The organism is Actinoplanes sp. NPDC051859 (assembly GCF_044452725.1).
Taxonomy (GTDB): domain Bacteria; phylum Actinomycetota; class Actinomycetes; order Mycobacteriales; family Micromonosporaceae; genus Actinoplanes.
In genome coordinates this window covers 426,381-449,908 of the sequence record NZ_JBITBX010000002.1, presented here as the reverse complement: position 1 = coordinate 449,908, position 23,528 = coordinate 426,381, and the positions used below count along the sequence as shown (strand labels likewise).

General features: G+C 70.8%; 24 protein-coding genes. 2 read left to right on the top strand and 22 right to left on the bottom strand.

The window, feature by feature from the left end:
- Positions 1 to 58: 58 nt before the first annotated feature.
- The gene (locus ACIA1L_RS06060; protein ID WP_396071399.1) at positions 59 to 445 is read left to right on the top strand and encodes a hypothetical protein; all 387 of its coding nucleotides are present in this window, start codon (positions 59 to 61) and stop codon (positions 443 to 445) included.
- Positions 446 to 942: 497 nt separating this feature from the next.
- Here the strand turns inward: ACIA1L_RS06060 and ACIA1L_RS06055 are convergent, their stop codons facing one another.
- From ACIA1L_RS06055 to hisD, 9 genes are read right to left on the bottom strand one after another with little or no spacing between them, the layout of a single operon-like run.
- Complete coding sequence (locus ACIA1L_RS06055) at positions 943 to 1,764, bottom strand: YwqG family protein (protein WP_396071398.1); 822 nt, start codon at positions 1,762 to 1,764, stop codon at positions 943 to 945.
- 37 nt (positions 1,765 to 1,801) lie between these two features.
- The gene (gene hisF, locus ACIA1L_RS06050; protein ID WP_396071397.1) at positions 1,802 to 2,566 is read right to left on the bottom strand and encodes an imidazole glycerol phosphate synthase subunit HisF; all 765 of its coding nucleotides are present in this window, start codon (positions 2,564 to 2,566) and stop codon (positions 1,802 to 1,804) included.
- Positions 2,563 to 3,285: a bifunctional 1-(5-phosphoribosyl)-5-((5-phosphoribosylamino)methylideneamino)imidazole-4-carboxamide isomerase/phosphoribosylanthranilate isomerase PriA gene (gene priA, locus ACIA1L_RS06045; RefSeq protein ID WP_396071396.1), complete on the bottom strand. Its 723-nt coding sequence runs from the start codon at positions 3,283 to 3,285 to the stop codon at positions 2,563 to 2,565. Before priA ends, hisF begins: the two co-directional genes overlap by 4 nt.
- A gap of 50 nt (positions 3,286 to 3,335) precedes the next feature.
- Positions 3,336 to 3,650, bottom strand: a complete 315-nt coding sequence (locus ACIA1L_RS06040; RefSeq protein ID WP_396071395.1) for a hypothetical protein — start codon at positions 3,648 to 3,650, stop codon at positions 3,336 to 3,338.
- A complete protein-coding gene (gene hisH / locus ACIA1L_RS06035; RefSeq protein ID WP_396071394.1) occupies positions 3,647 to 4,273 on the bottom strand; it encodes an imidazole glycerol phosphate synthase subunit HisH in 627 nt (208 codons plus the stop codon). Before hisH ends, ACIA1L_RS06040 begins: the two co-directional genes overlap by 4 nt.
- A complete protein-coding gene (locus ACIA1L_RS06030) occupies positions 4,270 to 4,443 on the bottom strand; it encodes a hypothetical protein (RefSeq protein ID WP_396071393.1) in 174 nt (57 codons plus the stop codon). Before ACIA1L_RS06030 ends, hisH begins: the two co-directional genes overlap by 4 nt.
- Positions 4,440 to 5,051 (bottom strand): imidazoleglycerol-phosphate dehydratase HisB, encoded by a 612-nt coding sequence (hisB, locus tag ACIA1L_RS06025; RefSeq protein ID WP_396071392.1) that lies wholly within the window; start codon positions 5,049 to 5,051, stop codon positions 4,440 to 4,442. The genes ACIA1L_RS06030 and hisB overlap by 4 nt, the downstream gene beginning before the upstream one ends.
- Positions 5,048 to 6,124 (bottom strand): histidinol-phosphate transaminase, encoded by a 1,077-nt coding sequence (locus tag ACIA1L_RS06020; RefSeq protein ID WP_396071391.1) that lies wholly within the window; start codon positions 6,122 to 6,124, stop codon positions 5,048 to 5,050. The genes hisB and ACIA1L_RS06020 overlap by 4 nt, the downstream gene beginning before the upstream one ends.
- Entirely contained in the window at positions 6,121 to 7,431 is a 1,311-nt protein-coding gene (hisD, locus tag ACIA1L_RS06015) for a histidinol dehydrogenase (RefSeq protein WP_396071390.1), read from the bottom strand. Before hisD ends, ACIA1L_RS06020 begins: the two co-directional genes overlap by 4 nt.
- 149 nt (positions 7,432 to 7,580) lie before the next feature.
- Here hisD and ACIA1L_RS06010 point away from each other — a divergent pair, with 149 nt between their 5' ends.
- The gene (locus ACIA1L_RS06010; protein ID WP_396071389.1) at positions 7,581 to 8,291 is read left to right on the top strand and encodes an LON peptidase substrate-binding domain-containing protein; all 711 of its coding nucleotides are present in this window, start codon (positions 7,581 to 7,583) and stop codon (positions 8,289 to 8,291) included.
- Here the strand turns inward: ACIA1L_RS06010 and ACIA1L_RS06005 are convergent.
- From ACIA1L_RS06005 to ACIA1L_RS05945, 13 genes are all read right to left on the bottom strand, one after another.
- Entirely contained in the window at positions 8,206 to 8,979 is a 774-nt protein-coding gene (locus ACIA1L_RS06005; protein ID WP_396071388.1) for a hypothetical protein, read from the bottom strand. The genes ACIA1L_RS06010 and ACIA1L_RS06005 overlap by 86 nt on opposite strands.
- Positions 8,979 to 12,512 (bottom strand): DNA polymerase III subunit alpha, encoded by a 3,534-nt coding sequence (gene dnaE, locus ACIA1L_RS06000; RefSeq protein ID WP_396071387.1) that lies wholly within the window; start codon positions 12,510 to 12,512, stop codon positions 8,979 to 8,981. Before dnaE ends, ACIA1L_RS06005 begins: the two co-directional genes overlap by 1 nt.
- Positions 12,513 to 12,604: 92 nt before the next feature.
- The gene (locus ACIA1L_RS05995; RefSeq protein ID WP_396071386.1) at positions 12,605 to 14,626 is read right to left on the bottom strand and encodes an AAA family ATPase; all 2,022 of its coding nucleotides are present in this window, start codon (positions 14,624 to 14,626) and stop codon (positions 12,605 to 12,607) included.
- A 191-nt stretch (positions 14,627 to 14,817) separates the two neighbouring features.
- A complete protein-coding gene (locus ACIA1L_RS05990) occupies positions 14,818 to 15,816 on the bottom strand; it encodes a hypothetical protein (protein WP_396071385.1) in 999 nt (332 codons plus the stop codon).
- A gap of 51 nt (positions 15,817 to 15,867) precedes the next feature.
- The gene (locus ACIA1L_RS05985; RefSeq protein WP_396071384.1) at positions 15,868 to 16,794 is read right to left on the bottom strand and encodes an RluA family pseudouridine synthase; all 927 of its coding nucleotides are present in this window, start codon (positions 16,792 to 16,794) and stop codon (positions 15,868 to 15,870) included.
- Positions 16,791 to 17,426, bottom strand: a complete 636-nt coding sequence (gene lspA / locus ACIA1L_RS05980) for a signal peptidase II (protein WP_396071773.1) — start codon at positions 17,424 to 17,426, stop codon at positions 16,791 to 16,793. The genes ACIA1L_RS05985 and lspA overlap by 4 nt, the downstream gene beginning before the upstream one ends.
- Positions 17,399 to 17,800: a TraR/DksA family transcriptional regulator gene (locus tag ACIA1L_RS05975; protein WP_396071383.1), complete on the bottom strand. Its 402-nt coding sequence runs from the start codon at positions 17,798 to 17,800 to the stop codon at positions 17,399 to 17,401. The genes lspA and ACIA1L_RS05975 overlap by 28 nt, the downstream gene beginning before the upstream one ends.
- A 286-nt stretch (positions 17,801 to 18,086) precedes the next feature.
- On the bottom strand, positions 18,087 to 19,595 hold the full coding sequence (locus tag ACIA1L_RS05970; protein ID WP_396071382.1) for a potassium/proton antiporter: 1,509 nt from the start codon (positions 19,593 to 19,595) through the stop codon (positions 18,087 to 18,089).
- On the bottom strand, positions 19,592 to 19,951 hold the full coding sequence (locus ACIA1L_RS05965) for a DUF167 domain-containing protein (protein WP_396071381.1): 360 nt from the start codon (positions 19,949 to 19,951) through the stop codon (positions 19,592 to 19,594). Before ACIA1L_RS05965 ends, ACIA1L_RS05970 begins: the two co-directional genes overlap by 4 nt.
- Positions 19,952 to 20,057: 106 nt before the next feature.
- Positions 20,058 to 21,389, bottom strand: coding sequence for a hypothetical protein (locus ACIA1L_RS05960; protein WP_396071791.1), 1,332 nt, complete (start codon positions 21,387 to 21,389; stop codon positions 20,058 to 20,060).
- A 49-nt stretch (positions 21,390 to 21,438) separates the two neighbouring features.
- Positions 21,439 to 22,257, bottom strand: coding sequence for a DivIVA domain-containing protein (locus tag ACIA1L_RS05955; protein ID WP_396071380.1), 819 nt, complete (start codon positions 22,255 to 22,257; stop codon positions 21,439 to 21,441).
- A 58-nt stretch (positions 22,258 to 22,315) separates the two neighbouring features.
- Positions 22,316 to 22,621 carry a YggT family protein gene (locus ACIA1L_RS05950; RefSeq protein ID WP_396071772.1) on the bottom strand — a complete coding sequence of 102 codons (306 nt, stop codon included), beginning with the start codon at positions 22,619 to 22,621 and terminating at the stop codon, positions 22,316 to 22,318.
- A 27-nt stretch (positions 22,622 to 22,648) separates the two neighbouring features.
- The gene (locus ACIA1L_RS05945; protein ID WP_396071379.1) at positions 22,649 to 23,338 is read right to left on the bottom strand and encodes a cell division protein SepF; all 690 of its coding nucleotides are present in this window, start codon (positions 23,336 to 23,338) and stop codon (positions 22,649 to 22,651) included.
- Between the last annotated feature and the right edge of the window lie 190 nt (positions 23,339 to 23,528).

Sequence of the window (23,528 nt, the reverse complement as noted above, 5' to 3'; positions counted from 1 at the left end):
ACGGCATCATTGCGGAATGGGGGCTGGCGGCTGGCACTGGAACGACGCATGGATCTTCGTGTCCGCGGTGATCGCCGAGCGCCTCGAGCGTGATCGGGCGATGCACGCCGCCCTCCCGGTCAGCGGCGCCACCCTCGCCGACCTCCTCGCCGCGGCCGACTTTCTGCACCACAGCGTCCCCAGCCGCACCGACCTGGAGGAGTCCGTCCGGCGCCTGGTCGGCGCCGGTCTTCTGGTCATCGACGAGGATCTGGTGGTCGTCGCCCCGGCCGGCGAGCAGCTGTGGCGCACCCGGCCGTTCAGCGGCCTCTCCTCCGCGGTCGTCACCCTGCAAACCCAGCTCAACCGAGCTTCCGCCCCGGGCGACGCCGACTGGCACCTCGACGAAACGACCTACGCCGCCGCCGTCCGCGAATACTCCCTCCGCCTCGCCGACGGCCGCTGAGCACCCCGCCTCCCACCACGGCTCAGCCGCTGAGCACCCCGCCTCCCACCACGGCTCAGCCGCTGAGCACCCCGCCTCCCACCACGGCCCGGCCGCTGAGCACCCCGCCTCCCACCACGGCCCGGCCGCTGAGCACCCCGCCTCCCACCGCGGCCCGGCCGCCGAGAACCCCGCCTCCCACCACCGCCCGGCCGACGCGGCTCCTGGTGTCGTGACTGGGCCGGTGCTGTGACCTCCGACTTAGCGATCATCTGCCTGACGCCACTGGCCCTGCTGACAGCCGGAGTCTGGATTGCGAGACGCGCCGGCAAGGCGCGATCCGCTGTCGAGCCCAGGCAGGTTTGCTCGGATTGGCTGCGGCTGCCTTGGTCGCCACAGGCTTCGTGGCATCGCACTGGACCCTCACGCATCACACCGGACCTGACAACGCATCGCACGGGAACTGACAACCGGCCGGGCGCTGGACCTCCGTTGCGGGGCGTTCGGCCCACGCAAGGTCAGCAGCATTGCCAGGTGAATCGGGCCTGGTCGAAGCGGCCGGCAGCGAGGTCGTCCCGGCGGATCAGCCAGTACAACGCGCCGGCATCACCCCACATCATGTCGGCGCGGTTGTCGGATTCGATCTGGGCGAGAAGGAGCCACTGGGTGGCGTCGGAGTCGTCGGCGACTTCGTCTTCGACGGGGCCTTGCACAGCGTTGGGGTAGCCGCCGATCTGGTGGCCTTGACCGCTGTCGTCCCGCCATCGGTAGAACGCTTTCGTGAAGTCGTCGCCGCGCAGCGGATGACCGTCGCGGCGGCCGGCAAGGTCGAATGCCGGGACCAGGCGCGGGTGGTCGGTGTCGCCGATCGTGGCATGCAGGTGGACGGTCAGGTTGACGCGCGGGTAGGGACGGATGCCGTCCGGAGTGGTGTGCTCGCGGGTGACCACGTCGGCCGGGACGTAGAGGACACGGGCACCTGCTGCGCTGTCCGGCTCACTCGGCAGAACCAGGGCATCGCCGTCGTCGAGCTGGCCGTCGAAGTAGAAGAACAACAGCGTGCCGTCGGCGGGGAACGGCAGGCCCAGCTCGGTGGCGGGCAGCGCGGCGCAGTCGATGCCGGCGATGTAGGTCAAGGGACCGTGGTCGGGCCAGTGCGGCCATTCGACGCCGTCCGGCAGCCGCGGATTGCCACCGAGGTGCCCGACGACCGGAGTGGTCGCGTCATCGCCGATCGGCTCCAGCCGCCCGGCGGGCAGAACCAGGCCCAACCATTGATCGGCGATCGCTGGAGGGAGGTGTTGGTGGGCGAGAGTAACGAGCGCGGCGTGCTGATCCATAACCGGATTCTGCCGCAGGGGTCTGACACTTTCGGTGTCAGCGGACCGGGTGACCCGCCTCCCGCAGGCTGTCCTTGACCTCACCGATCGCCAACTCTCCGAAGTGGAAAACGCTCGCTGCGAGCACCGCATCCGCTCCCACCGCCACCGCGGGTGGGAAGTGTGCCGCCGCACCCGCTCCCCCACTGGCGATGACAGGAATGTCGGTCACCGCCCGCACCGCCGCGATCAGCTCGAGGTCGAAACCCGCCTTGGTCCCGTCGGCGTCCATCGAGTTGAGCAGAATCTCGCCCGCCCCCAGCTCGGCCACCCGGCACGCCCACTCGACGGCGTCCAACCCGGCACTGCGCCGCCCGCCGTGGGTGGTGACTTCCCATCCGGAGGCAGTCCCCGCCGTCGTCCGGCGGACGTCGAGGGAGAGGACGAGGACCTGGTTGCCGTACCGGTCGGCGATCTCGGAGATCAGCTCGGGGCGGTGGATGGCTGCGGTGTTCACGCCGACCTTGTCCGCGCCCGCGCGCAGCAGCGTGTCGACGTCGGCCACCGAACGGACACCGCCGCCCACGGTCAGGGGGATGAACACCGACTCGGCCGTACGCCGCACCACGTCGAGCATCGTGCCGCGGTCGTCCACGGAGGCGGTCACGTCGAGGAAGGTCAGCTCGTCGGCGCCTGCCGCGTCGTAGGCGGCGGCCAGGGCTACCGGGTCACCCGCGTCGCGCAGGTCGACGAAGTTGACGCCTTTGACGACCCGGCCGGCGTCCACGTCCAGACAGGGGATGACCCGGACCGCGACGGTCATGACCGCAGCGCCGCGAGCGCCTCGGCGACCGTGAACGCGCCGGCATAGAGGGCTTTGCCCGCGATCACGCCTTCGACACCGATCGGCTCGAGGGTGGCGAGCGCGCGCAGATCCTCCAGGGTGGACACTCCGCCGCTGGCGATCACGGGCGCGGAGGTCTGCGCGCACACATCGCGCAACAGGGCGAGGTTGGGGCCCTGCATGGTGCCGTCCTTGGTGATGTCGGTGACCACGTAGCGCGCTGCGCCCGCTTTGTCGAGCCGGGCCAGCACGTCGAACAGGTCGCCGCCGTCGCGGGTCCAGCCTCGGGCCGAGAGGGTACGCCCGCGCACGTCGAGCCCGATCGCCACCCGGTCGCCGTACTCGCCGCAGACCCGGTCGCACCATTCGGGGTCCTCCAGGGCGGCGGTGCCGATGTTGATCCGGGCCGCGCCGGTAGCCAGGGCGGCGCGCAGCGATGCGTCGTCGCGGATGCCGCCGGACAGCTCCACCTTGACGTCGAGCCGGCCGACGACTTCGGCGAGCAGGGCGGCGTTCGAGCCCCGGCCGAACGCGGCGTCGAGGTCGACCAGGTGCACCCACTCCGCACCGTCGTGCTGCCAGGCGAGGGCCGCCTCCAGCGGGTCGCCGTAGCTGGTCTCGGAACCGGCGGCGCCCTGGACGAGACGAACGGCCTGACCGTCAGCGACATCAACGGCGGGCAGCAGGGAGAGAGTCACGATGGTGCTCCGTTCAGAAGATCAACGACGCCGGAACAAGACGACGCAGGTCAGCGGCGGCCCAGGACCACAACGACCAGGGCCGGGAGGATCAGGATGATGAGGGCGATCAGGACGACGCGCAGGGCTATGTCTCCGATGAGCACCCAGACCAGCGCGGAGGCGGCCAGCGGCACGACGACGATGCCAGCCCGTTCGGCCCGGCTGCGCCGGTAGATCCGTCCGGTGCCGCGCCGCCGCGGAGTGAGCTTGCGGGTGAGGGTTCGGCGCCGTTCACGGCGGGCGACCCGGCGCGCCCGGGCCGCCTTCTCCCGCTCGTGCACGGCAAGCAGCTCGGCGCGCCGCCGGGCCCGTTCTTTGCTCATGAAGACAACCCGGCCACCCAGGTACGCAGCAGCGCATACCCAGCGTCGGCGGACTTCTCCGGGTGGAACTGGGCGGCCGACAGCGATCCATGCTCGACCACGGCAGCGAAGGGCTCGTCGTGGGTGGCCGTCGTCACCGTGGCGCCGACAGCGTGCAGGGCGGCGACGTCGCTGGCCGCGTACGAATGGACGAAGTAGAACCTGGTTTCCGTGGGCAAGCCGCTGAGCAGGACCGACGCGGGGTTCACCGTCACCGTGTTCCAGCCCATGTGCGGAATGCGGCGGGCGGTCAGCCGGGTGATCGTGCCGGGCAGCAGGCCGAGACCGCGGGTTTCGACGCCGTGCTCCACACCGGATTCGAACAGGATCTGCATGCCGACGCAGATGCCCAGCACCGGGCGCCCGGCGGCGACCCGGTCGGCGATCATCGGACCGGCGCCCAGCTTCTCGATGCCGGCCATGCACGCGGCGTAGGCTCCCACGCCGGGCACGACCAGGCCGTCCGCGTCGGCGGCGAGCGCCAGGTCGTCGGTCACGGTCACGTCGGCTCCGGTACGCGCGACAGCCCGCTCGGCCGACCGCAGGTTTCCCGAGCCGTAGTCGAGGACGACGACCCCGGTCACGTGGCGTCGCCCGGGATCATCCAGAGCACGCCACCCGCGAGCGCGAGCAGGCACAGCGCGCCGACGAGTCCGATGGAGAACTTGGTGGCGCCCTGCTTGACCAGGGAGATCACGCCACCGGCCAGGATTCCGGCGATCATGAGCAGCAGGACGGGGACGAAGCTGCTCACAGCACACCCTTCGTGGACGGCAGCGACCCGGCGTTGCGCGGGTCGATCTCGACGGCTTCGCGCAGCGCCCGGGCGAACGCCTTGAACTGGGTCTCGACCACGTGGTGGGCGTCGGGGCGGCCGCCGTCCCGGGCCGCGCGCAGCACACTGACGTGCAGGGTCACCTTGGCGGCGTGGCCGAACGACTCGAAGATGTGCCGGGTCATGCTGGTCGGGTAGACCGGCCCGATGTACGGGGCCAGCTCCGGCTCGTCATGCACGACGTACGGCCGGCCGGACAGGTCGACGGCGGCCCGGCACAGCACCTCGTCCATCGGGATCGTCGCGGAGCCGTACCGTCGGATTCCGGCCTTGTCGCCGAGCGCCTGCGCGAAGGCCTCGCCGAGCGCGATGGCGGTGTCTTCCATGGTGTGGTGCGCGTCGATCTCGAGGTCGCCTTCGGTGCGGGCGGTGAGGTCGAAGCCGCCGTGCTTGGCGAGTTGGTGCAGCATGTGGTCGTAGAAGCCGACGCCGGTGGACAGGTCGGCCTGCCCGGTGCCGTCCAGGTCGAGGGCGACGAGGACCTTGGTTTCCTTGGTGACGCGCTCGACGCGCGCGGTGCGGCTCACGGCAGTATCTCCTCGGCGGCGGTCAGGAAGGCGGACGTTTCGGCGGGGTCGCCGGCGGTGACCCGCAACCAGCCGGGCACGCCCACGTCGCGGATCAGCACCCCCCGGTCGAGGAACGCCTGCCACACGGCGGACTGGTCGGCGGCGGTGGCGAACAGCACGAAGTTGGCGTCGCTGTCGGCCACCTCGGTGCCACGGGCACGCAGCGAGCCGACGATCCGGTCCCGCTGCTCCTTGATCGCGTCGACGGTGGCGAGCAGCGCGTCCCGCTCGGCCAGGGCCGCGCGGGCGGCGGCCTGGGTCAGCGCCGACAGGTGGTAGGGCAACCGGACCAGCTGCACCGCGTCGACCACCGCCGGGTGGGCGGCGAGGTAACCCAGCCGGCCGCCCGCGAAGCCGAACGCTTTGCTCATCGTGCGGGTCACCACCAGCCGCGGATGCCCGGCCAGCAGCCCGAGGGCACTGGGCGTGCCCGGGCGGGCGAACTCCGCGTAGGCCTCGTCGACGACCACCATGCCGGCCGTTGCAGCCAGGACGGCGTCAAGCACCGACGGGTCGAGCGCGGTGCCGGTCGGGTTGTTGGGCGAGCAGAGAAACACCAGATCAGGCTGGTGCTCCTCGATCTGCGCCACGGCGTCGGCAGCGGTCAGGCCGAAGTCCGGGCCGCGGCGGGCGCCGATCCACCGGGTGCCGGTGCCCGCCGCCAGCAGCGGGTGCATCGAATACGCCGGGCCGAAGCCGAGCGCGGTCCGCCCCGGCCCGGCGAACGCCTGCAGCAGCTGCTGCTGCACTTCGTTGGAGCCGTTGGCCGCCCACACGTGCGCGGCCGTCAACCCGTGCCCGAGATAGCCGGCCAGGTCGGTACGCAGCGCGACGGCGTCCCGGTCGGGATAGCGGTTCAGGTCGCGCAGTTCCGCCTGCACCGCCTTGCCGATCGCCTCGACCACCGCGTCGGGCACCGGGTACGAGTTCTCGTTGGTGTTCAGCCGCACCGCCACGTCGAGCTGCGGCGCGCCGTACGGGGACTTGCCGCGCAGGTCGTCCCGCAGTGGCAGATCGTCGAGGGTGGTCATGACGCGAACCTCGCCGTCACGGCCTGACCGTGCGCGGGCAGGTCCTCGGCGTTGGCGAGCGCCACCACGTGCGGGGCGACGTCGCGCAGGGCAGCCTCGTCGTACTCGACGACGTGGATGCCGCGCAGGAACGACTGCACGGACAGGCCGGACGAGTGCCGTGCACAACCGGCGGTCGGCAGCACGTGGTTGGAACCGGCCGCGTAGTCGCCCAGCGACACCGGCGAGTACGCCCCGACGAAGATCGCCCCGGCGTTGCGGACCCGCATGGCCCAGTCCCGCGCGTTGCGGGTCTGGATCTCCAGGTGCTCGGCCGCGTAGGCGTCGACCACGGCCAGGCCCTGCTCCAGGTCGTCGACCAGGACCACGCCGGACTGCGTGCCGCCCAACGCCTCCCGGACCCGGGCCTCGTGCTTGGTGGCGGCCACCTGCACGGCGAGCTGCGCGTCGACCGCGTCGGCCAGCGCGAGCGAGTCGGTGACCAGCACGCTGGCGGCCAGGGGATCGTGTTCAGCCTGACTGATCAGGTCGGCGGCGACGTGCACCGGGGAGGCGCTGTCGTCGGCCAGGATGGCGATCTCGGTGGGCCCGGCCTCGGCGTCGATGCCGACCGTGCCCTGGAGCAGCCGTTTGGCCGCGGTGACCCAGATGTTGCCCGGCCCGGTGATGACGTCGACCGGCGCGCAGCCGTCCGACTCGTCCGCGCCGGTGGAGCCGTAGCCCAGCATCGCGATGGCCTGCGCACCGCCGGCGGCGTAGACCTCGTCGACGCCGAGCAGCGCGCAGGCGGCGAGCACCCGGGCGTCGGGCAGACCGTCGTTCTCCGGCTGCGGGGGGCTCGCCACGACCAGCGAGCCGACCCCCGCTTCCTGGGCGGGCACCACGTTCATGACCACGGTGGACGGGTAGACGGCGAGGCCGCCGGGGACGTAGAGGCCGACCCGGGACACCGGCACCCACCGCTCGGTCACGGTGCCGCCGGGCACGACCTGGGTGGTGACATCGGTACGCCGTTGGTCGGCGTGCACCTTGCGGGCGCGCTCGATCGCCACGAGCAGGGCGGCGCGCACGTCGGCGTCGAGCGCGTCCAGGGCGGCGGTGATCCGCTCCGGTGGCACGCGCAGGCGCTCCAGGCGGACACCGTCGAAGCGCTCGGTGGCCTCCTGGATCGCGCGGAAGCCATGATGCCGGACGGACTCCACGACGGGCCTGATCTTCTCGACGGCCTGGGCGACGTCGAGCTGGGCACGAGGTAGCAGACCGCGCGGGTCCCGGCGGGCGCCGCGCAGGTCGATCCGGTTCAGCACGGAGTCGAGTCTAGGCGGGCACACCGACAGGCTTTCGGTGCCGTACCAGGCAGTGGGAACGGCCACTATGCGGCATTTCTCCGTACGCCGAGCAAAGATCACCGGGGCGGGAGGCGCGCGGACGGCGACCGTGCCGATACGCTCGCACCGTGGGCGCGATTCTCCCGGTCTTTCCGCTGGGCACGGTGCTCTTTCCCGGCCTGGTTCTGCCCCTGCACATCTTCGAGGAGCGCTACCGCACGCTCGTGCGTGATCTCGTCGCCAGCACCGGCGACGAGCCGCACGAGTTCGGCGTGGTGACCCTGCGGCACGGGTCGGAGGTGCTCTCCCCCGACGCCGAGGGCGAGCCGCCCGCCGACGAGCCGCCGGTCGTCGCCGGGCAGCTCTACGAGGTCGGGTGCACCGCCGAGCTGCGCCAGGTCACCGAGCTGCCGGACGGGCGCTTCGACGTGGTCACCGTGGGGCGCCGCCGCTTCCGGATGCTGAGCCTCGCGGCCGGCCCGCAGCCGTACCTGACCGCCGAGGTCGAGTGGCTGCACGACGAGGAAGCGGCCGACGAGACGGCCCGGCTGCTGGCGCCGCGGGTGCTGACCGCCTTCCGCACCTACCTGGACCTGCTGCGGCCCGACTCCGAGGTGCTGGACCAGGTGCCGGACGACCCGACCGTGCTGTCCCATCTGGTCGCCGCCACCGCCCAGCTCACCACCGACGAGCGGCAGGAGCTGCTGGCCGCGCCGGACACCGCCAGCCGGCTGCGCGCCGAGCTGCGCATCCTCAACCGCGAGGCGGGTCTGCTCGCCAAGGTGCGGGCGGTGCCGGTGCCGCTGTCGGATCTGGCGCGTCCGGTGAGCCCGAACTGAGCGGCTCGGGCGCGGCGCCCAGATTCGGGCCGTAACCGGGCTTCGCGCCCGGCAGGTCCAGGTCGGGGTCGTTCGACCAGCCGGCCAGCAGCGTCGTGACGATCACCGCGGCGAACCCGGCGACCAGCAGCACACCGTAGGAATGCAGGTCCGGCGGCTGACCGTACGTGTCACCGGGGTTCGAGGTCTGCTGCCACTCGTTCCACGCCGAGCGGCCGATCAGGTGCCCGGTGCCCCACATGGTCAGCGACGAGCACAGGCCGCCCAGGGTGACGCCGAGCAGCACCGCCGGCCCTCGGTCTCGGCGCAGCAGCAGCCACGCGACAATCGCGGCAAGCAGGCCGAACGCGAAGCCGATGAGGGTGAACCAGCCGTCGGCGGCGATGTACTCCTCCGGCGACGGATCGTTGATCAGGATGCCGTTCGCTCCGCCATTGAGCACCGGCACGTCGGGCGAAACCCAGGACCAGAGCAGTCCCAACGGCACACCGAGCACGGCCAGCACCGCGGTGAGCAAGGCCGTGACCGCAACGGTACGCCGCCACGGTCGCCGCGCCGGCCGGGGCGGTTCCCAGCTGGACAGCTCCGAGGGCGGCCCGTACGGATAGACGGGCTGCGGATCGTGGGGCGCCGGCTCGCCGGGCTGCGGATCGTAGGGTGACTGCTCGCCGGGCTGCGGTCCGGTCATCAGGCGACCGCCGACGGACCGAGGATCATCTTCAGGTCGGCGCGCAGCGCGGGCGTCGGCGCGACCTTGAAGCCGCCCAGCCGCATGACCGTCTTGCGGCTGCCGTTCAGCAGGTGGACGTGCACTTCGCTGTCGCCGGGATGACTGACGAGGATCTCCTTCAGCTCGGAAACCAGCGGCGGCGTGCACCGGGTGATCGGCATCGTCAGGGTGATCGGCTTCGAGTCCGGGTTGTGGGTCACGTCCGGCATCGACATGTCCATCGCCATGATCCGCGGGGTGTCGTCACGACGGTCGACCCGCCCCTTCACCACCACGATCGCGTCCTCGGCGATGTACTGGCCGATCACCTCGTACGTGTTGGGGAAGAACAGGGCTTCCACGCCGCCGGCCAGGTCTTCCAGGGTGGCCGACGCCCAGGCCCGGCCCTGTTTGGTGATCCGGCGCTGCACGCCGGTGAGAATGCCGGCGAGGGTGACGACCTGCCCGTCGGGCACCGAGCCCTCTTCGTTGAGCGCGGCGATCGTGGTGTCGGCCGCGTTGGCGAGGACCTGTTCCAGGCCGGCGAGCGGATGGTCGGACACGTAGAGGCCGAGCATCTCGCGCTCGAAGGCCAGCTTGTCGCGCTTGTCCCACTCGCTGTCGGTGATGGTCGGCATCGCCACCGTCGCCGAGCTGCCGCCCGCGTCGTCGCCGAACGCACCGAACAGGTCGAACTGGCCCGCGGCCTCGTTGCGCTTGACGTCCGCGTACGCGTCGATGGCCTCGGCGTGCACGGCCAGCAGCCCCTTGCGGGAGTGCCCCATCGAGTCGAAGGCACCGGCCTTGATCAGGGATTCCATCGTCTTCTTGTTGCAGGCGACCGCGTCCACCTTGGACAGGAAGTCGTAGAAGGCCTGATACTTGCCCTTCTCCTCGCGGCAGCGGGCGATCGCCTCCACCACGTTGTGCCCGACGTTGCGGATCGCGGCGAGACCGAACCGGATGTCCTTGCCGACCGGCGTGAACGGACCGGCCGACTCGTTGACGTCCGGCGGCAGGACCTGGATGCCCATGCGCCGGCACTCGGCCAGGTACATCGCCATCTTGTCCTTGTCGTCGCCGACACTCGTCAGCAGACCACCCATGTACTCGGCCGGGTAGTGCGCCTTCAGGTACGCCGTCCAGTAGGACACCAGGCCGTACGCGGCGGAGTGCGCCTTGTTGAACGCGTACCCGGCGAACGGCACCAGGACGTCCCACACCGCCTGGGTGGCCTCGTCGCTGTAACCGTGCGCGCGGCAGCCGTCCCGGAACGGGCCGAACTCCTTGTCGAGGATCTCCTTCTTCTTCTTACCCATCGCGCGGCGCAGCAGGTCGGCCTGGCCGAGGCTGTAGCCGGCGAGGATCTGCGCGGCGCGCTGCACCTGCTCCTGGTAGACGATCAGGCCGTACGTCGGCTCGAGGATTTCCCGCAGCGGCTCTTCCAGCTCCGGGTGGATCGGCGTGATCTCCTGCAGCTTGTTCTTGCGCAGCGCGTAGTTGGTGTGCGAGTCGACGCCCATCGGGCCCGGCCGGTACAGCGCCAGGACCGCGGAGATGTCCTCGAAGTTGTCGGGCTTCATCAGCCGCAGCAGCGAGCGCATCGGGCCGCCGTCGAGCTGGAACACGCCCAGGGTGTCGCCGCGGGCCAGCAGCTCGTACGCCGCCTTGTCGTCCAGCGGCAGCCCCAGCAGGTCCAGCTCCATGCCGTGGTTGAGCTGGATGTTCTTCACCGCGTCGTCGATGATCGTCAGGTTGCGCAGGCCGAGGAAGTCCATCTTCAGCAGGCCGAGCGTCTCGCACGTCGGGTAGTCGAACTGCGTGATGATCACGCCGTCGGTGGCCCGGCGCATCAGCGGGATGTGGTCGATGATCGGCTCGGCGCTCATGATGACGCCCGCGGCGTGCACACCGGTCTGCCGGATCAGGCCCTCGATGCCCCGCGCGGTGTCGATCACCTTCTTGACGTCCGGGTCCTGTTCGTACAGCGTGCGGACCTCGCCGGCCTCGCTGTAGCGCTTGTGGTCCTTGTCGAAGATGCCGGACAGCGGGATGCCCTTGCCCATCACGTCCGGCGGCAACGCCTTGGTGATGCGGTCACCGACCGCGAACGGGTAGCCGAGCACCCGCGCCGAGTCCTTGATCGCAGCCTTCGCCTTGATCGTGCCGAACGTGGCGATCTGCGCGACCTTGTCCTCGCCCCACTTCTCGGTCACATAGCGGATGACCTCGCCGCGCCGACGCTCGTCGAAGTCGATGTCGACATCCGGCATGGACACGCGCTCGGGATTGAGGAACCGCTCGAAGATCAGCCCGTGCGGCAGCGGGTCGAGGTCGGTGATGCCCATGGCGTACGCCACCAGCGAACCGGCCGCCGAACCACGCCCCGGGCCCACCGCGATGCCGTTGTTCTTCGACCACTGGATGAAGTCGGCGACCACGAGGAAGTACGACGGGAAGCCCATCTGGATGATGATCCCGAGCTCGTACTCCGCCTGCTTGATGTGCGTCTGCGGGATGCCGCCCGGGAACCGCCGCTTGAGCCCCTCGAACGCCTCGTGCCGGAACCACGACTCCTCGGTGTGGCCCTCGGGCACCGGATAGCGGGGCATCAGGTTCTTGAAGGTGAACATGCCCTCGGTGTCGACCTTCTCCGCCACCAACAGCGTGTTCCTACAGCCCTCCAGCCAGGCCTCCGACGAGTCGACCGCACGCATCTGGTCGGCCGACTTGATGAAGTAGCCGCCGCCGTCGAACCGGAACCGGTTGGGGTCGGCGATGTTGCTGCCGGTCTGCACACACAACAGCACGTCGTGCGCCTCGGCCTGCGACTCGTGCGTGTAGTGCGAGTCGTTGGTGACCAGCGGCGGAATGTTCAGCCGGCGGCTGATATCGAGCAGGCCCGAGCGGACCCGGTTCTCGATCTCCAGGCCGTGGTCCATGATCTCGAGGAAGTAGTTGTCCTTGCCGAAGATCTCCTGGTACTGCGCGGCGACCCGGAAGGCCTCCTCGTCCTGCCCCAGCCGCAGCCGGGTCTGCACCGCGCCGGACGGGCAACCCGTCGTCGCCATGATGCCCTCGGCGTGCTCCGCGATGATGTCCATGTCCATCCGCGGCCACTTGACGTAATGGCCCTCCATGGACGCCCGGCTGCTCAGCCGGAACAGGTTCTTCAGGCCGCGCGCGTCCCGCGCCCACATCGTCTTGTGGGTGATCGCGCCGTTACCGGAGATGTCGTCCGACTTCTGCTCCGGGCGGCCCCACTTCACCCGCGCCTTGTGCAGCCGCGACTCGGGCGCGACATACGCCTCGATGCCGATGACCGGGGTGATCCCCGCCGACGTCGCCTGCTGGTAGAAGTCGTACGCCCCGTGCATGTTGCCGTGGTCGGTGATCGCCACCGCCGGCATACCGAGACGATTCGCCTCGGTGAACAGGTCCTTCAACCTTGCGGCGCCGTCGAGCATCGAATACTCGGTGTGCACGTGGAGGTGCACGAACGAGTCAGACACCCAGGGCCCCCTAACTCCGCTAACTCCCGCGGCGAATCCAGCCCTGCGAGCCTAGTCCTTCGCCCACCGCGCAACGCACGGGTGACACCCGCCTATTCGCCGAATGCCTCGATCATCACAGCGGCGGCCCGCAACCACGCCTGCTTCGTCTCCGGCTGCAGCACGCCGTACTCGATCGACGACCCCACCTCGAGCGCCGGGTCGTACGGCACGACGGCCACCGCCCGGGTCCGCGTGGCGAAATGCTTGGTCAGATCGTCGAGTAGCGGCAGATCGCCGGGCGACGGGCACGAGATCAACGTCACCGCGTTGGCGACCAGATCCTCCATGCCGGTCTCGTTCAGCACGTCCAACATCCAGTCGGCGGTGAAGGCAGCATCCTCGCGCGGCACGGTGGTCACGACCAGCTGGTCGGCACTGCGCATCACGGTCTGCCAGTTCACGCTCTCCACGTTGTTGCCGGTGTCGACACAGATCACGTCATGCGTACGCCGCAACAGGTCCATCACCCGGCGGACAGTGCTCTGGTCCAGCCGCTGCGCGAACCGCGGATTCTCCTCACCGGCCAGCACGTCGTACGAGCCGTCAGAGGCGTGCCGCAGGTAGCCGTCGAAGAACTGCATCAGGTCGTTGCCGTGCATGTTCTCGATCTCGATCAGATCGCCGACCAGGTGCCGGATCGTCCGCGCATGCCGGGCGCTGCCCGCGCGCAGGCCCAACGTGCCCCGCAGCTCGTTGTCGTCCCAGGCCAGCACGCCCCGGCCCCGCACACTGCCGATCGTCGCGGCGGCCAGCACGGTCGCCGTGGTCTTGTGGACGCCGCCCTTGGGGTTGGCGAAGGCCAGCACCCGAGGCTTACCGAGCTTGCGCCGCAAAATCCCGGCTGCCCGGTCCTCCGGCTCAGCCCGGGTCTGCCGCCACTCGATCCGAGCCGGCGCGGGCGACGTCGGCGCCACGGGTGGCGGCGCAGCGACCGGCGACGCAGCGACCGGCGGCGGCCCGAACTCGCGGGTCGGCTGCGGCGGGGCAAAGTCTCGCGGCGGAGCAAAGTCCGCTCTCGGCGCAAGTTCTCGCGGCGGGGCAAAGTCCGCTCTCGGCGCAAGATCCTGCGGCAACGCAGCCGGCGGCGAAACGGCCTGCGGCATCGCAGCCGGCGGCGAAACGGCCTGCGGCGGGAAAGCCTGCCGCTGTTCGGTCTGCGGGCGCTGCAGGGGTGCCGGGCCGACCTCGGCGGCACGATGGTTCTTCGGTAATCCGTGCTCCGAAGCGACCGGGGGCAGGCCATGGTCTGGGGCGACTCGGCTGATCGGTGGTTGGACCGCGCGGGTGGCGGGGTTGAAGAAGCTGTGCGGTTCGGCGCCGGCCCGCGAAGGGAAACTCTCCCCGATGCGCGACTGCCGTCGTCCCCCGAGCCCTTGCGTCGGGCGGGAATCGTTACCGGTGTCGTTGGCCCGGGCGTCATTGGCCCGGATGTCGTTAGCCCGGATGTCGTTAGCCCGGATGTCGTTAGCCCGGATGTCATTGCCCCGCGCCTCGCCCTGCCACGCAGCCGCCTGCCACGAATCGGCCCGCCGCGATTCCATCGCACCGCGCGGGTCAGCACCGCGCGGGTCGAGGGCACCACGGGGAGCCGCGCCCCACGAGTCGACGGCACTCCGAGGATCCGCAGCACGCGGGTCGACGGCAGCCCGGGGATCCGTGGCCCGAGGATCCGTGGCGGCTCGGGGGTCGGACTGCCACGGGCTGGGTTGGCGGTCGACGGCCGGCGACAACGGCTCCGAAGCGCCGAGGCGTTCGCCCAGGCTGGCGCGGCCCGGACGCCGGTCCAGGGGATTCACCGGGGGCAACCGCGGCGGTTCTGGCGGGTGGTTGTGTGATCCGACGCGACCGTTCATGCCGGCTTCCCGTGCCGCGGCCTGGTCGCGCATCCGCGGGTCCAGCGGGTTGATCGGGCGGCCCGGCGGTCGGCTCGTCGGCGGCTCGCCAGCCTGCTGGCCGCCCTCGGTCTCGTCGGCCTCGTCGGTGCGGGACGCGTGCCGGGCACGGTCGAGCAGCGCCCGCCAACGCGGGGCTGGTTCCGCAGGCCGGCCCCAACCGGTCTCGGTCCCGTCCACGGCTCGACCTCCCTGCGCCAACTCGACTCGGACTCAATCACGCGCGGAGCGTCGCCCGCCCTGCAACAGGCTACGGACGCCCACCCTATTCGGGCCACACCTCACGGCCGTAAAAGCGTGGTCCACCGGACACCGTCGTCCACCGGTTCATACGGCTGGCAGGGGCGATCTGGCCGACGCCAACGGAAAAATTAACGCCCGGGGGCGCTTTGGGATGCTCCCGCAGCCGGAGTCGGCACGTCGGGAGCGGGGCCCGCGGGCGCGCTTGACGGGGCGGCAGCGTTCTCCTCCGGTGCCGTGACGGCGGGTCCGGTTTCCCGGGCCGGGCCGGTGCTTGAGGCCGATGGCATACCCGCCCCGGTCGATGAGGGTAGTGGCGCCGGGGTCGTGGGGGCAACCGTCGCGGACGACGACGGCACGGCCTTCTCCTCGTCGTGGACGATGGTTTTCTGCTCGGGCAGGACCGGGCGGAACTCGGTGCGGTCGAGCTGGCGTACTTCCGGAGCCGGGTCCACGATGCGGACCTCGGGGCGGCTGGCGATCCGCTCGAGCACCGCAGGATCCGCCCGGACGACAGCGGCGAAAACACAGGCACACTGAGCGCGGAACGCAGCACCTTCGGCCGCGGCCGTCTGCGCTGCGCTGTCGTACGCCTGACGCAGCCGCTCGTCGGCACCGTCGCCCTTCAGCTCGCCGCCGAGCTTGCGATAGTCGGCCTGTTCCTGGTCTCTGGCCAGCGCGGCGTTGAGCATCCCGGCGACGACGTCCTGCGGCATCCGGTAAACCGGGATCCGCACCACTTCGGTGCGGACCTCGGGCAGCGGCACCCGTGCGTACACCTGGGCCACCGCCGCGCCGTCGAGCACCGCCGGCAGCTGGTCGGGGGCAAGGTACGCGGTGAGGCTCACCAGCGCCCAGGTCTGCCCGGCGGTCGGCGCACCGGGGGCTGGCAGCAGGGCGGCGAGCTCGCTGTCGCTGGAGCGCTGGTAGCCGGCGATGGCCTGTCCTTCGACCACGCCGACTCGCACCACGTCCCCGGCCGGGTCGGTCAGCCGCTCGGGGCCGCGGTCGGTGGACAGCACGACCGCCACCAGCAGCGCGACGACGGAAGCCAGGGTGACTGCGGTGAGCACCCGCAGCCGCACCGGTCCGGCGACGGCGGGAACGAGCCCGCGCGCCGTCGCCGGCATCGTCCGGTCCCCGGGCCTCATGGGCGTGTGTTCCCTCCTCGCCGGAGGTCGTCAGCTGGCGTCGCGGAGCACGTCCAGCGCGTGCCCCAGATCCTCAGGGTAGTCGCTGACGAACCGGACCTCATCGTGCGTACGGGGGTGGACAAAGCCGAGTTCGCGGGCGTGCAGCCACTGCCGGCCCAGGTGCAGCCGTGCCGCCAGGGTGGGATCGGCGCCGTAGGTCAGGTCACCCACGCACGGATGCCGCATGGCGGAGAAATGCACCCGAATCTGATGGGTACGCCCGGTCTCCAGCTTCACGTCGATCAGGCTGGCCGAGCGGAACGCCTCCAGCGTGTCGTAGTGCGTGACGCTGGGTTTACCGTCGTTCATCACCGCGTACTTGTAGTCGGCGGTGGGGTGCCGGTCGATCGGCGCGTCGATCGTGCCGCGCAGCGGGTCGAGATGCCCCTGCACGATGGCGTGGTAGCGCTTGTCGACCTCGCGCTCCTTGAACGCCCGCTTCAACACGCTGTACGCGACTTCGCTCTTTGCCACCACCATGAGCCCGGTGGTGCCGACGTCGAGCCGGTGCACCACGCCCTGCCGTTCCGCGGCACCGCTGGTGGCGACGTTCTGGCCCATCGCGGCGAGGCCGCCGATCACGGTCGGGCCGGTCCAGCCGGGGCTCGGGTGCGCCGCCACGCCGACCGGCTTGTCGACCACCACGATGTCGTCGTCGCTGTAGACGATGCCCATGCCGTGCACCGGCTCGGCGACGACGGTGGGGGCGGTGACCGGCGGCGGCAGGGTGACCTCGAGCCAGGTGCCCGCGCTGACCTTGTCGGACTTGGGCCGGGGCACGCCGTCGACCAGGGCGTCGCCGTTCTCGACCAGGGCAGCGGCGGCGGTCCGGGACAACCCGAACAGCCGGGAGACGGCCTGGTCCAGCCGCATCCCATCGAGTCCGTCCGGTACGGGCAGGGAACGCGCGGTCATGCTGTGGTCTTCTCCCCGGGTTCGGCATCGGTGGTGCGGTTCGCGGCCTTGGTCAGGCGGGTTCCGTCGCGCTGGCGCCCGGTCAGCTCGAGCAGCACGGCCAGCACCACGCCGACGCTGAGGCAGCTGTCGGCGATGTTGAAGACCGCAAAATACTCGCCGTACGGCCCGAAGAGGCTGATCATGTCGACGACGTGCCCGTGCATGACCCCGGGTGCGCGGAACAGCCGGTCGCCCAGGTTGCCCAGCGCTCCGCCGAGCACCAGCCCGAGCGCGACCGCCCACGGCACCGAGCGCAGCCGGACGGCCATCCAGCTGATCCAGCCGATCACGACCAGGGTGACCAGCGGGAACACCCAGGTATAGCCGCTGCCCAGGCTGAACGCGGCGCCGCTGTTGCGCAGCAGCGACAGGTGCACCAGCCCGCCGAGGATCCGCACCGGCTCGCCGGTGGTCAGCTCGTTGGTGGAGAGCTCCTTGGTGACCTGGTCGACCACCAGCCCGAGCAGGGCGGTGGCACCAAGCACCGCCACAGCCTTGCCGCGCGCCCGCGGGGCGGCCGGTGCGGAGCCCGCCTCCGGCGCTCCGGCGGTTTCTTCGGCGTTCAGCGTCGTTCCTCCAGCTGCTTGCAGGCCACGCACCGGGTCGCCACCGGGAATGCCGCCAGCCGCTCGACCGGGATGGCGTTGCCGCACCGCTCGCACCAGCCGTAGTTGCCCTCGTCGAGGCGCTCGAGGGCCCGCTCCACCTGGGTGATCCGCTCGAGCAGGTTGTTGGCGAGGGTGATTTCCTGCTCGCGCTCGAACGTTTTCGTCCCGGTGTCCGCCTGGTCGTCCCCGGCGGAGTCGGCGAGCCGTTCGCGCTGCAGCTCGGTGATCTCGGTGAGCGACTGGTCGTACTCCGCCTGCAGTTCGTCGCGGCGTTCGGTCAGCGCCCCGCGAATCTTCTCGGTCTCTTCCGTGCTGCGGGACCGCTCGGGCGCAGCCTTCTCGGTTGCCTTAGCCATCGTCGCTCCCCTGAGCCGCGCGGGGCGCGGCGAATCGGCGGTGTCGGTGTGCAGAGCCGCGGTCGCCCACCGCTGCCTGCGGGTTAGCGGATCCCGCCCCCGCGAGACCCGGTGCACGGCCCCCATGTGCACGAAAGGCGCGGCTCTTGCTGCCGCGCACCCCGGAGGCTCGCAAGGATACGGAACGTGAAGAGCGTCGACAACACGGCGCACCGGCTCGCGCGTTCGCCAAACCGCCATGAACCGCCCACTCGCATCGTCGGATTCCCGACGTCCCGCGCCCCGGTCAGGCGTGGTCGGCGCCGTCTTCGCCGAACCAGCGCGCGAGACGGCCGCGGCGGCTGACCGCGCGCAGCCGTCGTTCGGCGATGTCCCGGACCTCGGCGGTGGCGACAATGAGCAGGCTGTCTCCCGTACGCAAGCGGGTGTCGGGGCCGGGCACGAAGCCGCCGCCGTCCCGCACGACCAGGGTGACGCTGGCACCCACCGGGAGCCGCAGCTCGTCGATGTGCACCCCGGCGAGCCGGGAGCCGGGCGCCACGTCGAGCTGCAGCAGGTCGGCGCGCATCCGTTCCAGCGGCGCCGTCTCGACGTGGATCTCCATGGCTTCGGTGGGTGCCGTGATGCCCAACCGGCGGGCCGCCGGGGCAAGCGTCCCCGCCTGCACCAGGGTGAAGATGATCACTAGCAGGAAGACCGCGTTGAACAGCCCGTTCGCACCCGGAGTGGCACTGGACAGCGGAATCGTTGCGAGCACGATCGGCACAGCCCCGCGCAGCCCCGCCCACGAGAGGAACGCCTGACCGCGCCAGCCGAGCCGCCGGGCGCTGCGGGCGGCAAGCGCGGACACCCAGACTGACAGCGGACGGGCGAGCAGGACGAGGGCGCCACCGACGACCAGTGCCGGCACCAGAGCACTCGGCAATTCCTGCGGGGAGACCAGGAGGCCGAGCAGGACGAACAGGCCGATTTGCGCAATCCAGGCGAGCCCGTCGGCGAAGCCGAGAATCGACCGGCGATGCGGCAACCGCGCGTTACCCAGCACCACCCCGGCCACATACACCGCGAGGAACCCTGAGGCGTGCGCCACCGCTCCGGCTGCGTAGGCGAGCACGGTCAGGCCGACCGCCGCGATCGGATAGAGCCCCGCGGACGGGAGCGCGGCATGCCGCAGCAGCCAGCGCCCCACCAGACCGACGGTGATCCCGATGGCAGCCCCGACAGCAAGTTCGAAGGTGAGCACCAGCAGCTCGTACCACCACGGGTGCACGAAGCCGGCGGTCGAGAGCAGCACGACGAGCAGCACCACCGGGGCGTCGTTCATCCCGGACTCGGCCTCCAGCGTCGCGACCAGCCGCGGCGGCAGCCGCAGCCGCCGCAGCGTCGCAAACACCGCCGCCGCGTCCGTCGACGACAACACCGCCCCGTAGAGCAGGGCAAGCTGCCAGTCGAGGCCGAGCACGACATGCACGACCACGCCGACAACGGCGATGCTGACGGCCACCCCGACGGTAGCCAACACCGCCGACAACCCCAACACCGGCCGCAGCGTGGTCCAGCGGGCGGTCAACCCACCCTCGGCAATGATCATGATGAGAGCGCAGAACCCGAGGGTACGGGTCAACTCGGCGTCATCGAACCGAATCCCGATCCCGGCCTCGCCCAGCGCCATGCCGATCAGCAGGTAGACGAGCAGACTGGGCACCCCCAGCCGGGTGGACAACCGCACCGCCCCCACGGCGACCAGCAGCACACCGGCCCCGATCAGCAGCGCAACGTCGAGCCCCCCGCTCACAGGATCCCGTCACGCAACGCCACGAGCCGCGAACCCACGTCGCCCGCCACCACGAACACCTTGTCCCGGCTGGTCGCCCCCACCTTCAGCGCCACCGCCGCAGGCCGTACGCCCAGGGCCCCGGCCAGCGCCCGGCGTACGGCCTCGGTGGCTTTGCCGTCCACGGCGGGAGCCGACACCGCCACGATCAACGCCGGACCGTGCGGCCCTTCGTACCGGCCGCCGACCTGGTCCCGGCCCGCGCCCGGCCGTACCCGCACCGCCACGGACCAGTCCGACCCTGCGTCCGCCTTGGCCCCGGCGTCGGGAACAGCACGCTTACCGGTCTCAGGGGAAGCTGTGCGCCGCTTGGCCATGCCCCATTGTGCCGATCTTCCCCCCGCCACCGAACCGGGGTTGCCCCACAACGTTCGGTGACGGGATGCGCTAGGCCGCTCAGCGCCCGGATGACCCGCCAGCGGGTCAGCGCCGTGCGGCCGCCGCGACCAGGCGATCGACCGGGCGGCATCGACCGCATGGGCTGAATCCGAGCTCGACGGCCTCCGCGACGGGCAGGCCCTCGGTCTGTCGGCCGCTCAGATGCGAACAGTCCGACACGTGGTAACGCGGCCGTCCGTCCACAACCACCACATCGGCATCGAGCCGCGCGACCCGGACCGCATCGGCAGGTCGCACCTTCTGCGGCAGCGGCTCGTCGTCGGGATCATCGGGATCCGGATCGCCGAAGTCCCCGACCTCCGCCTCGCCCAACCCGGACCGCTCGCCATCAACAGCGAAGACCGATCGCTCGTCAGAATCGTCGACCATCGACCGCTCGTCGCCATCGGCAAACGACGACCGCTCGTGTGCGGCAAAAGCCGAGCCGGCAGCGCCGCGGACCGGCGAGTCATGGAGCTGCGAATCATGGAGCTGCGAATCATGGAGCGGAGAGTCAGCGTCGACAGTGGCGAAGTCCGCGGCGGAATCGAGCTGAGAGGAGCGCCGCCAGGAGGCATCGTCCTCAGCTCGGGCTCCGCCAATCATCGACGATGCCTGGTCATAGTCCGCGGACGAGTCCTCTTCCGTGGCTCGCCGGCCGGAAGGAGACTGGTCCGGTCCGCGTCGGCCGCCGGCAAGGTCCAGGTCCGGGTACGGCCCGCGGTGCAGGTCGTCGTCGAAACTGTGCGGTGCTGGTTCGCCGTCCTCCTCGATCCGCTGGGTGACGTCAGGTCCGGGCCGGTCCGCCGCCCGGGATGAGTCCCCGAGGACCGCGTCAGCATCATGCTGACCCGCGGCGTACGCGGCTGCACGGTCCGGTTCCTCATCGGCGAAGATGGCGGCACGATCAGGGTCGTCGGCCACTGCGGACTCGGTCTGATCCGGCTCGTCGTGGCTCGCGTCATCCCGCTGTGCCTCGGCGCGCAGCGGATCCACTCCAGGCGGGTTGTCCGCGAAAGCGGCGCTGGAATACGAGTCGGCATCGGTGAAGTCCCGGCTCGACACCCCGGCGTAGGCCGGCGTTCCCGCGTGGGACTCGATGGAGAGATCTTGGTCAGCGTAGGCGTCCGGCTCCGCGGAGGTGTAGCGGTCCGAATCTGCGGTGGTGACATACGGGGGGTCGGGCTGGTCGGCGGGGAGGGGTTCGCCGACGGCGCGGCGGCCGGTTGAGGCCTGCCGGGCGCCGATGACCAGGGCTACCGCGGCCAGGAGGCTGGCGACGATGGAGCTGGTCAGCAGGCTGCTCGAGCCACCGGCAAGGCCGAGGACGAGCAGGGTCACCGCGACGAGGATGAGCAACAGACTCGCAAAAATCATGGCTCATCCCCGCCGCAGTGGATCCGTCGTTCAGGGGTGGTGCAGGGGGTCAGCGGCCCGTCTCGATCGACGTGGCGCGGCTGCCGCCGTAGGAGCCGGCGAGACCTGCCGCGGCGAGACCGCCGGAGCCGCCGACCGCGCGGTTGGCGTCGGCGCGGGTCATCTCCGCCTCCAGGCCCTGGCCGCGACCGTCGAGGTCACGCAGCTGGCTCTCGAGGTACGCCTTGAGTCGCGTGCGGTACTCCCGCTCGAACTGCTTGAGCTCCTCGATGTGCTTCTGCAGCGCGGACCGCTTGGCGTCCAGGCCGCCCATGGCCTCCTGGTGCCGCTGGCGCGCGTCCCGCTCGAGGGCGTCCGCCTTGGCGCGGGCCTCGCGGGTGACCTCTTCGGCCTTGGAGCGGGCGTCGGAGAGAAGCTTGTCGGCCTCACGGCGCGCGTCCGACACGTGGTCGTCGGCGGTGCGCTGGGCCATCATGAGCACGCGCAGCGCCTGCTGCTCGCCGTCACCGCTGTTGGACGCGGACGGGGCGCCGACCGGGCCTTGCGCCCGAACCTGCTCGAGCTCGGCCTGCATCTGCCGGGCCGCCTGCTCCGCTGCCGTCTTGTCGCGCTGGACGCGGTCGAGCTGCGCCTTCATGTCGTTCAGCTCGGCGGCGAGGCGGGGGTCGGCGCTCGGGCCGGCTGGTGCGCCACCCCGTCCGCCGCGCTCCACCTGGGCGCGCAGCTCGTTGTTCTCCTCGATCAGACGGGCGAGTTCACGCTCGACCTCGTCCAGGAAGGCGTCGACCTCCTCCTCGTCGTACCCCCGCTTGCCGATCGGGGGCTTCTTGAAGGCGACGTTGTGCACGTCCGCCGGGGTCAGCGGCATCGAAACTCCTCGGGTCAGTTGCGGCCGCGTGGGGCGCAGCAGATCAGGGAGCTCGCGGTCACGCGAACTCGAAGATCAGCCTCGCTAACACGAATCTCAAAAGCACGAACAGGATAACCAGCAGGACCAGGGACGCCAGGTCCACGCTCACGGTACCAATTCGAAGCGGTGGGATCACACGCCTCAACGCCTTGAGAGGCGGATCAGTGACGCTCCACACCGATTCCAATGCCGCCGAGGCGCCCCGTCCGGGCTGCCATCTCCGCCCATATTGCAGCACTGCACCCAGTACGAACCGGGCCAGCAGGGTCAGCAAGAACACATAGACCAACAGATAGATGATCTGAAACACGATCGACAGCAGCACGGCAGGCGGGTCCCTCGTTAGGGGTCAACTCTGGGTGAAGAAGCCGCCCTCAGCGATCTTCGCCTTGTCCTCCGCGGTGACCTGGACGTTGGCCGGAGAGAGCAGGAAAACCCGGTTGGTCACGCGCTCGATCGTACCGCGAAGACCGAACGCAAGCCCGGCGGCGAAGTCGACCAGGCGCCGGGCATCTCCCTCGTCCATCTCGGTGAGGTTGATGATCACCGGGACACCGTCGCGGAAGTGCTCGCCGATGGTGCGGGCCTCGCGGTACGTGGTGGGGTGCAGCGTGGTGATCTGGTAGCGCTGCTCCTCCTCGACCGGACGCGGCTGCACCTGGGTCTGCGTGGCGAGCGCCAGGTTCTCCCGCGTGGCGTAGGCGGGCTCGCTGACCGGCACGGCGGGACGGGTGATCGAGCGCACGCTGCCGCGCTCGTTGCGGTCGTGCTCCTCGCGGTCGAGGGCGGCGGCGGCCCGCTCGAGCCGGCCGCTGTTGCGCTCGGACGCGCGGGCCCGGGGCAGCGCCGGCGCCTCATCGACGTCGTCCTCGTCCTCGGCGTACTCGTCTGAGTAGCGGTAACCGGAGTCGCGCTCGCGCTCCCGGTCCCGGTCGCGGTCCCGCTCGCGGTAGCCGCTGTCGCGGTACCCACGGTCGTCGTACTGATCATCTTCCTCGACCAGGCCCAGCCACACGCCCGCCTTGCGCAGCGCGCTCATGCCATCACCAGACCCTGCTCGGCGCCGAACCGCTCGTCCATGCCCCCACCTCCATCCGTGTGCGGCCCGCGCCCCCGGGCGTGCCGCTTCCCCCCTTGCACGGATTCCGTGATCTTCAAACCTTCGGACCCCGGCGCCCGCTCACGACGCTGCGTCGTCGGACGCGGCGGCCGTGAGCACGTCGCGCGTA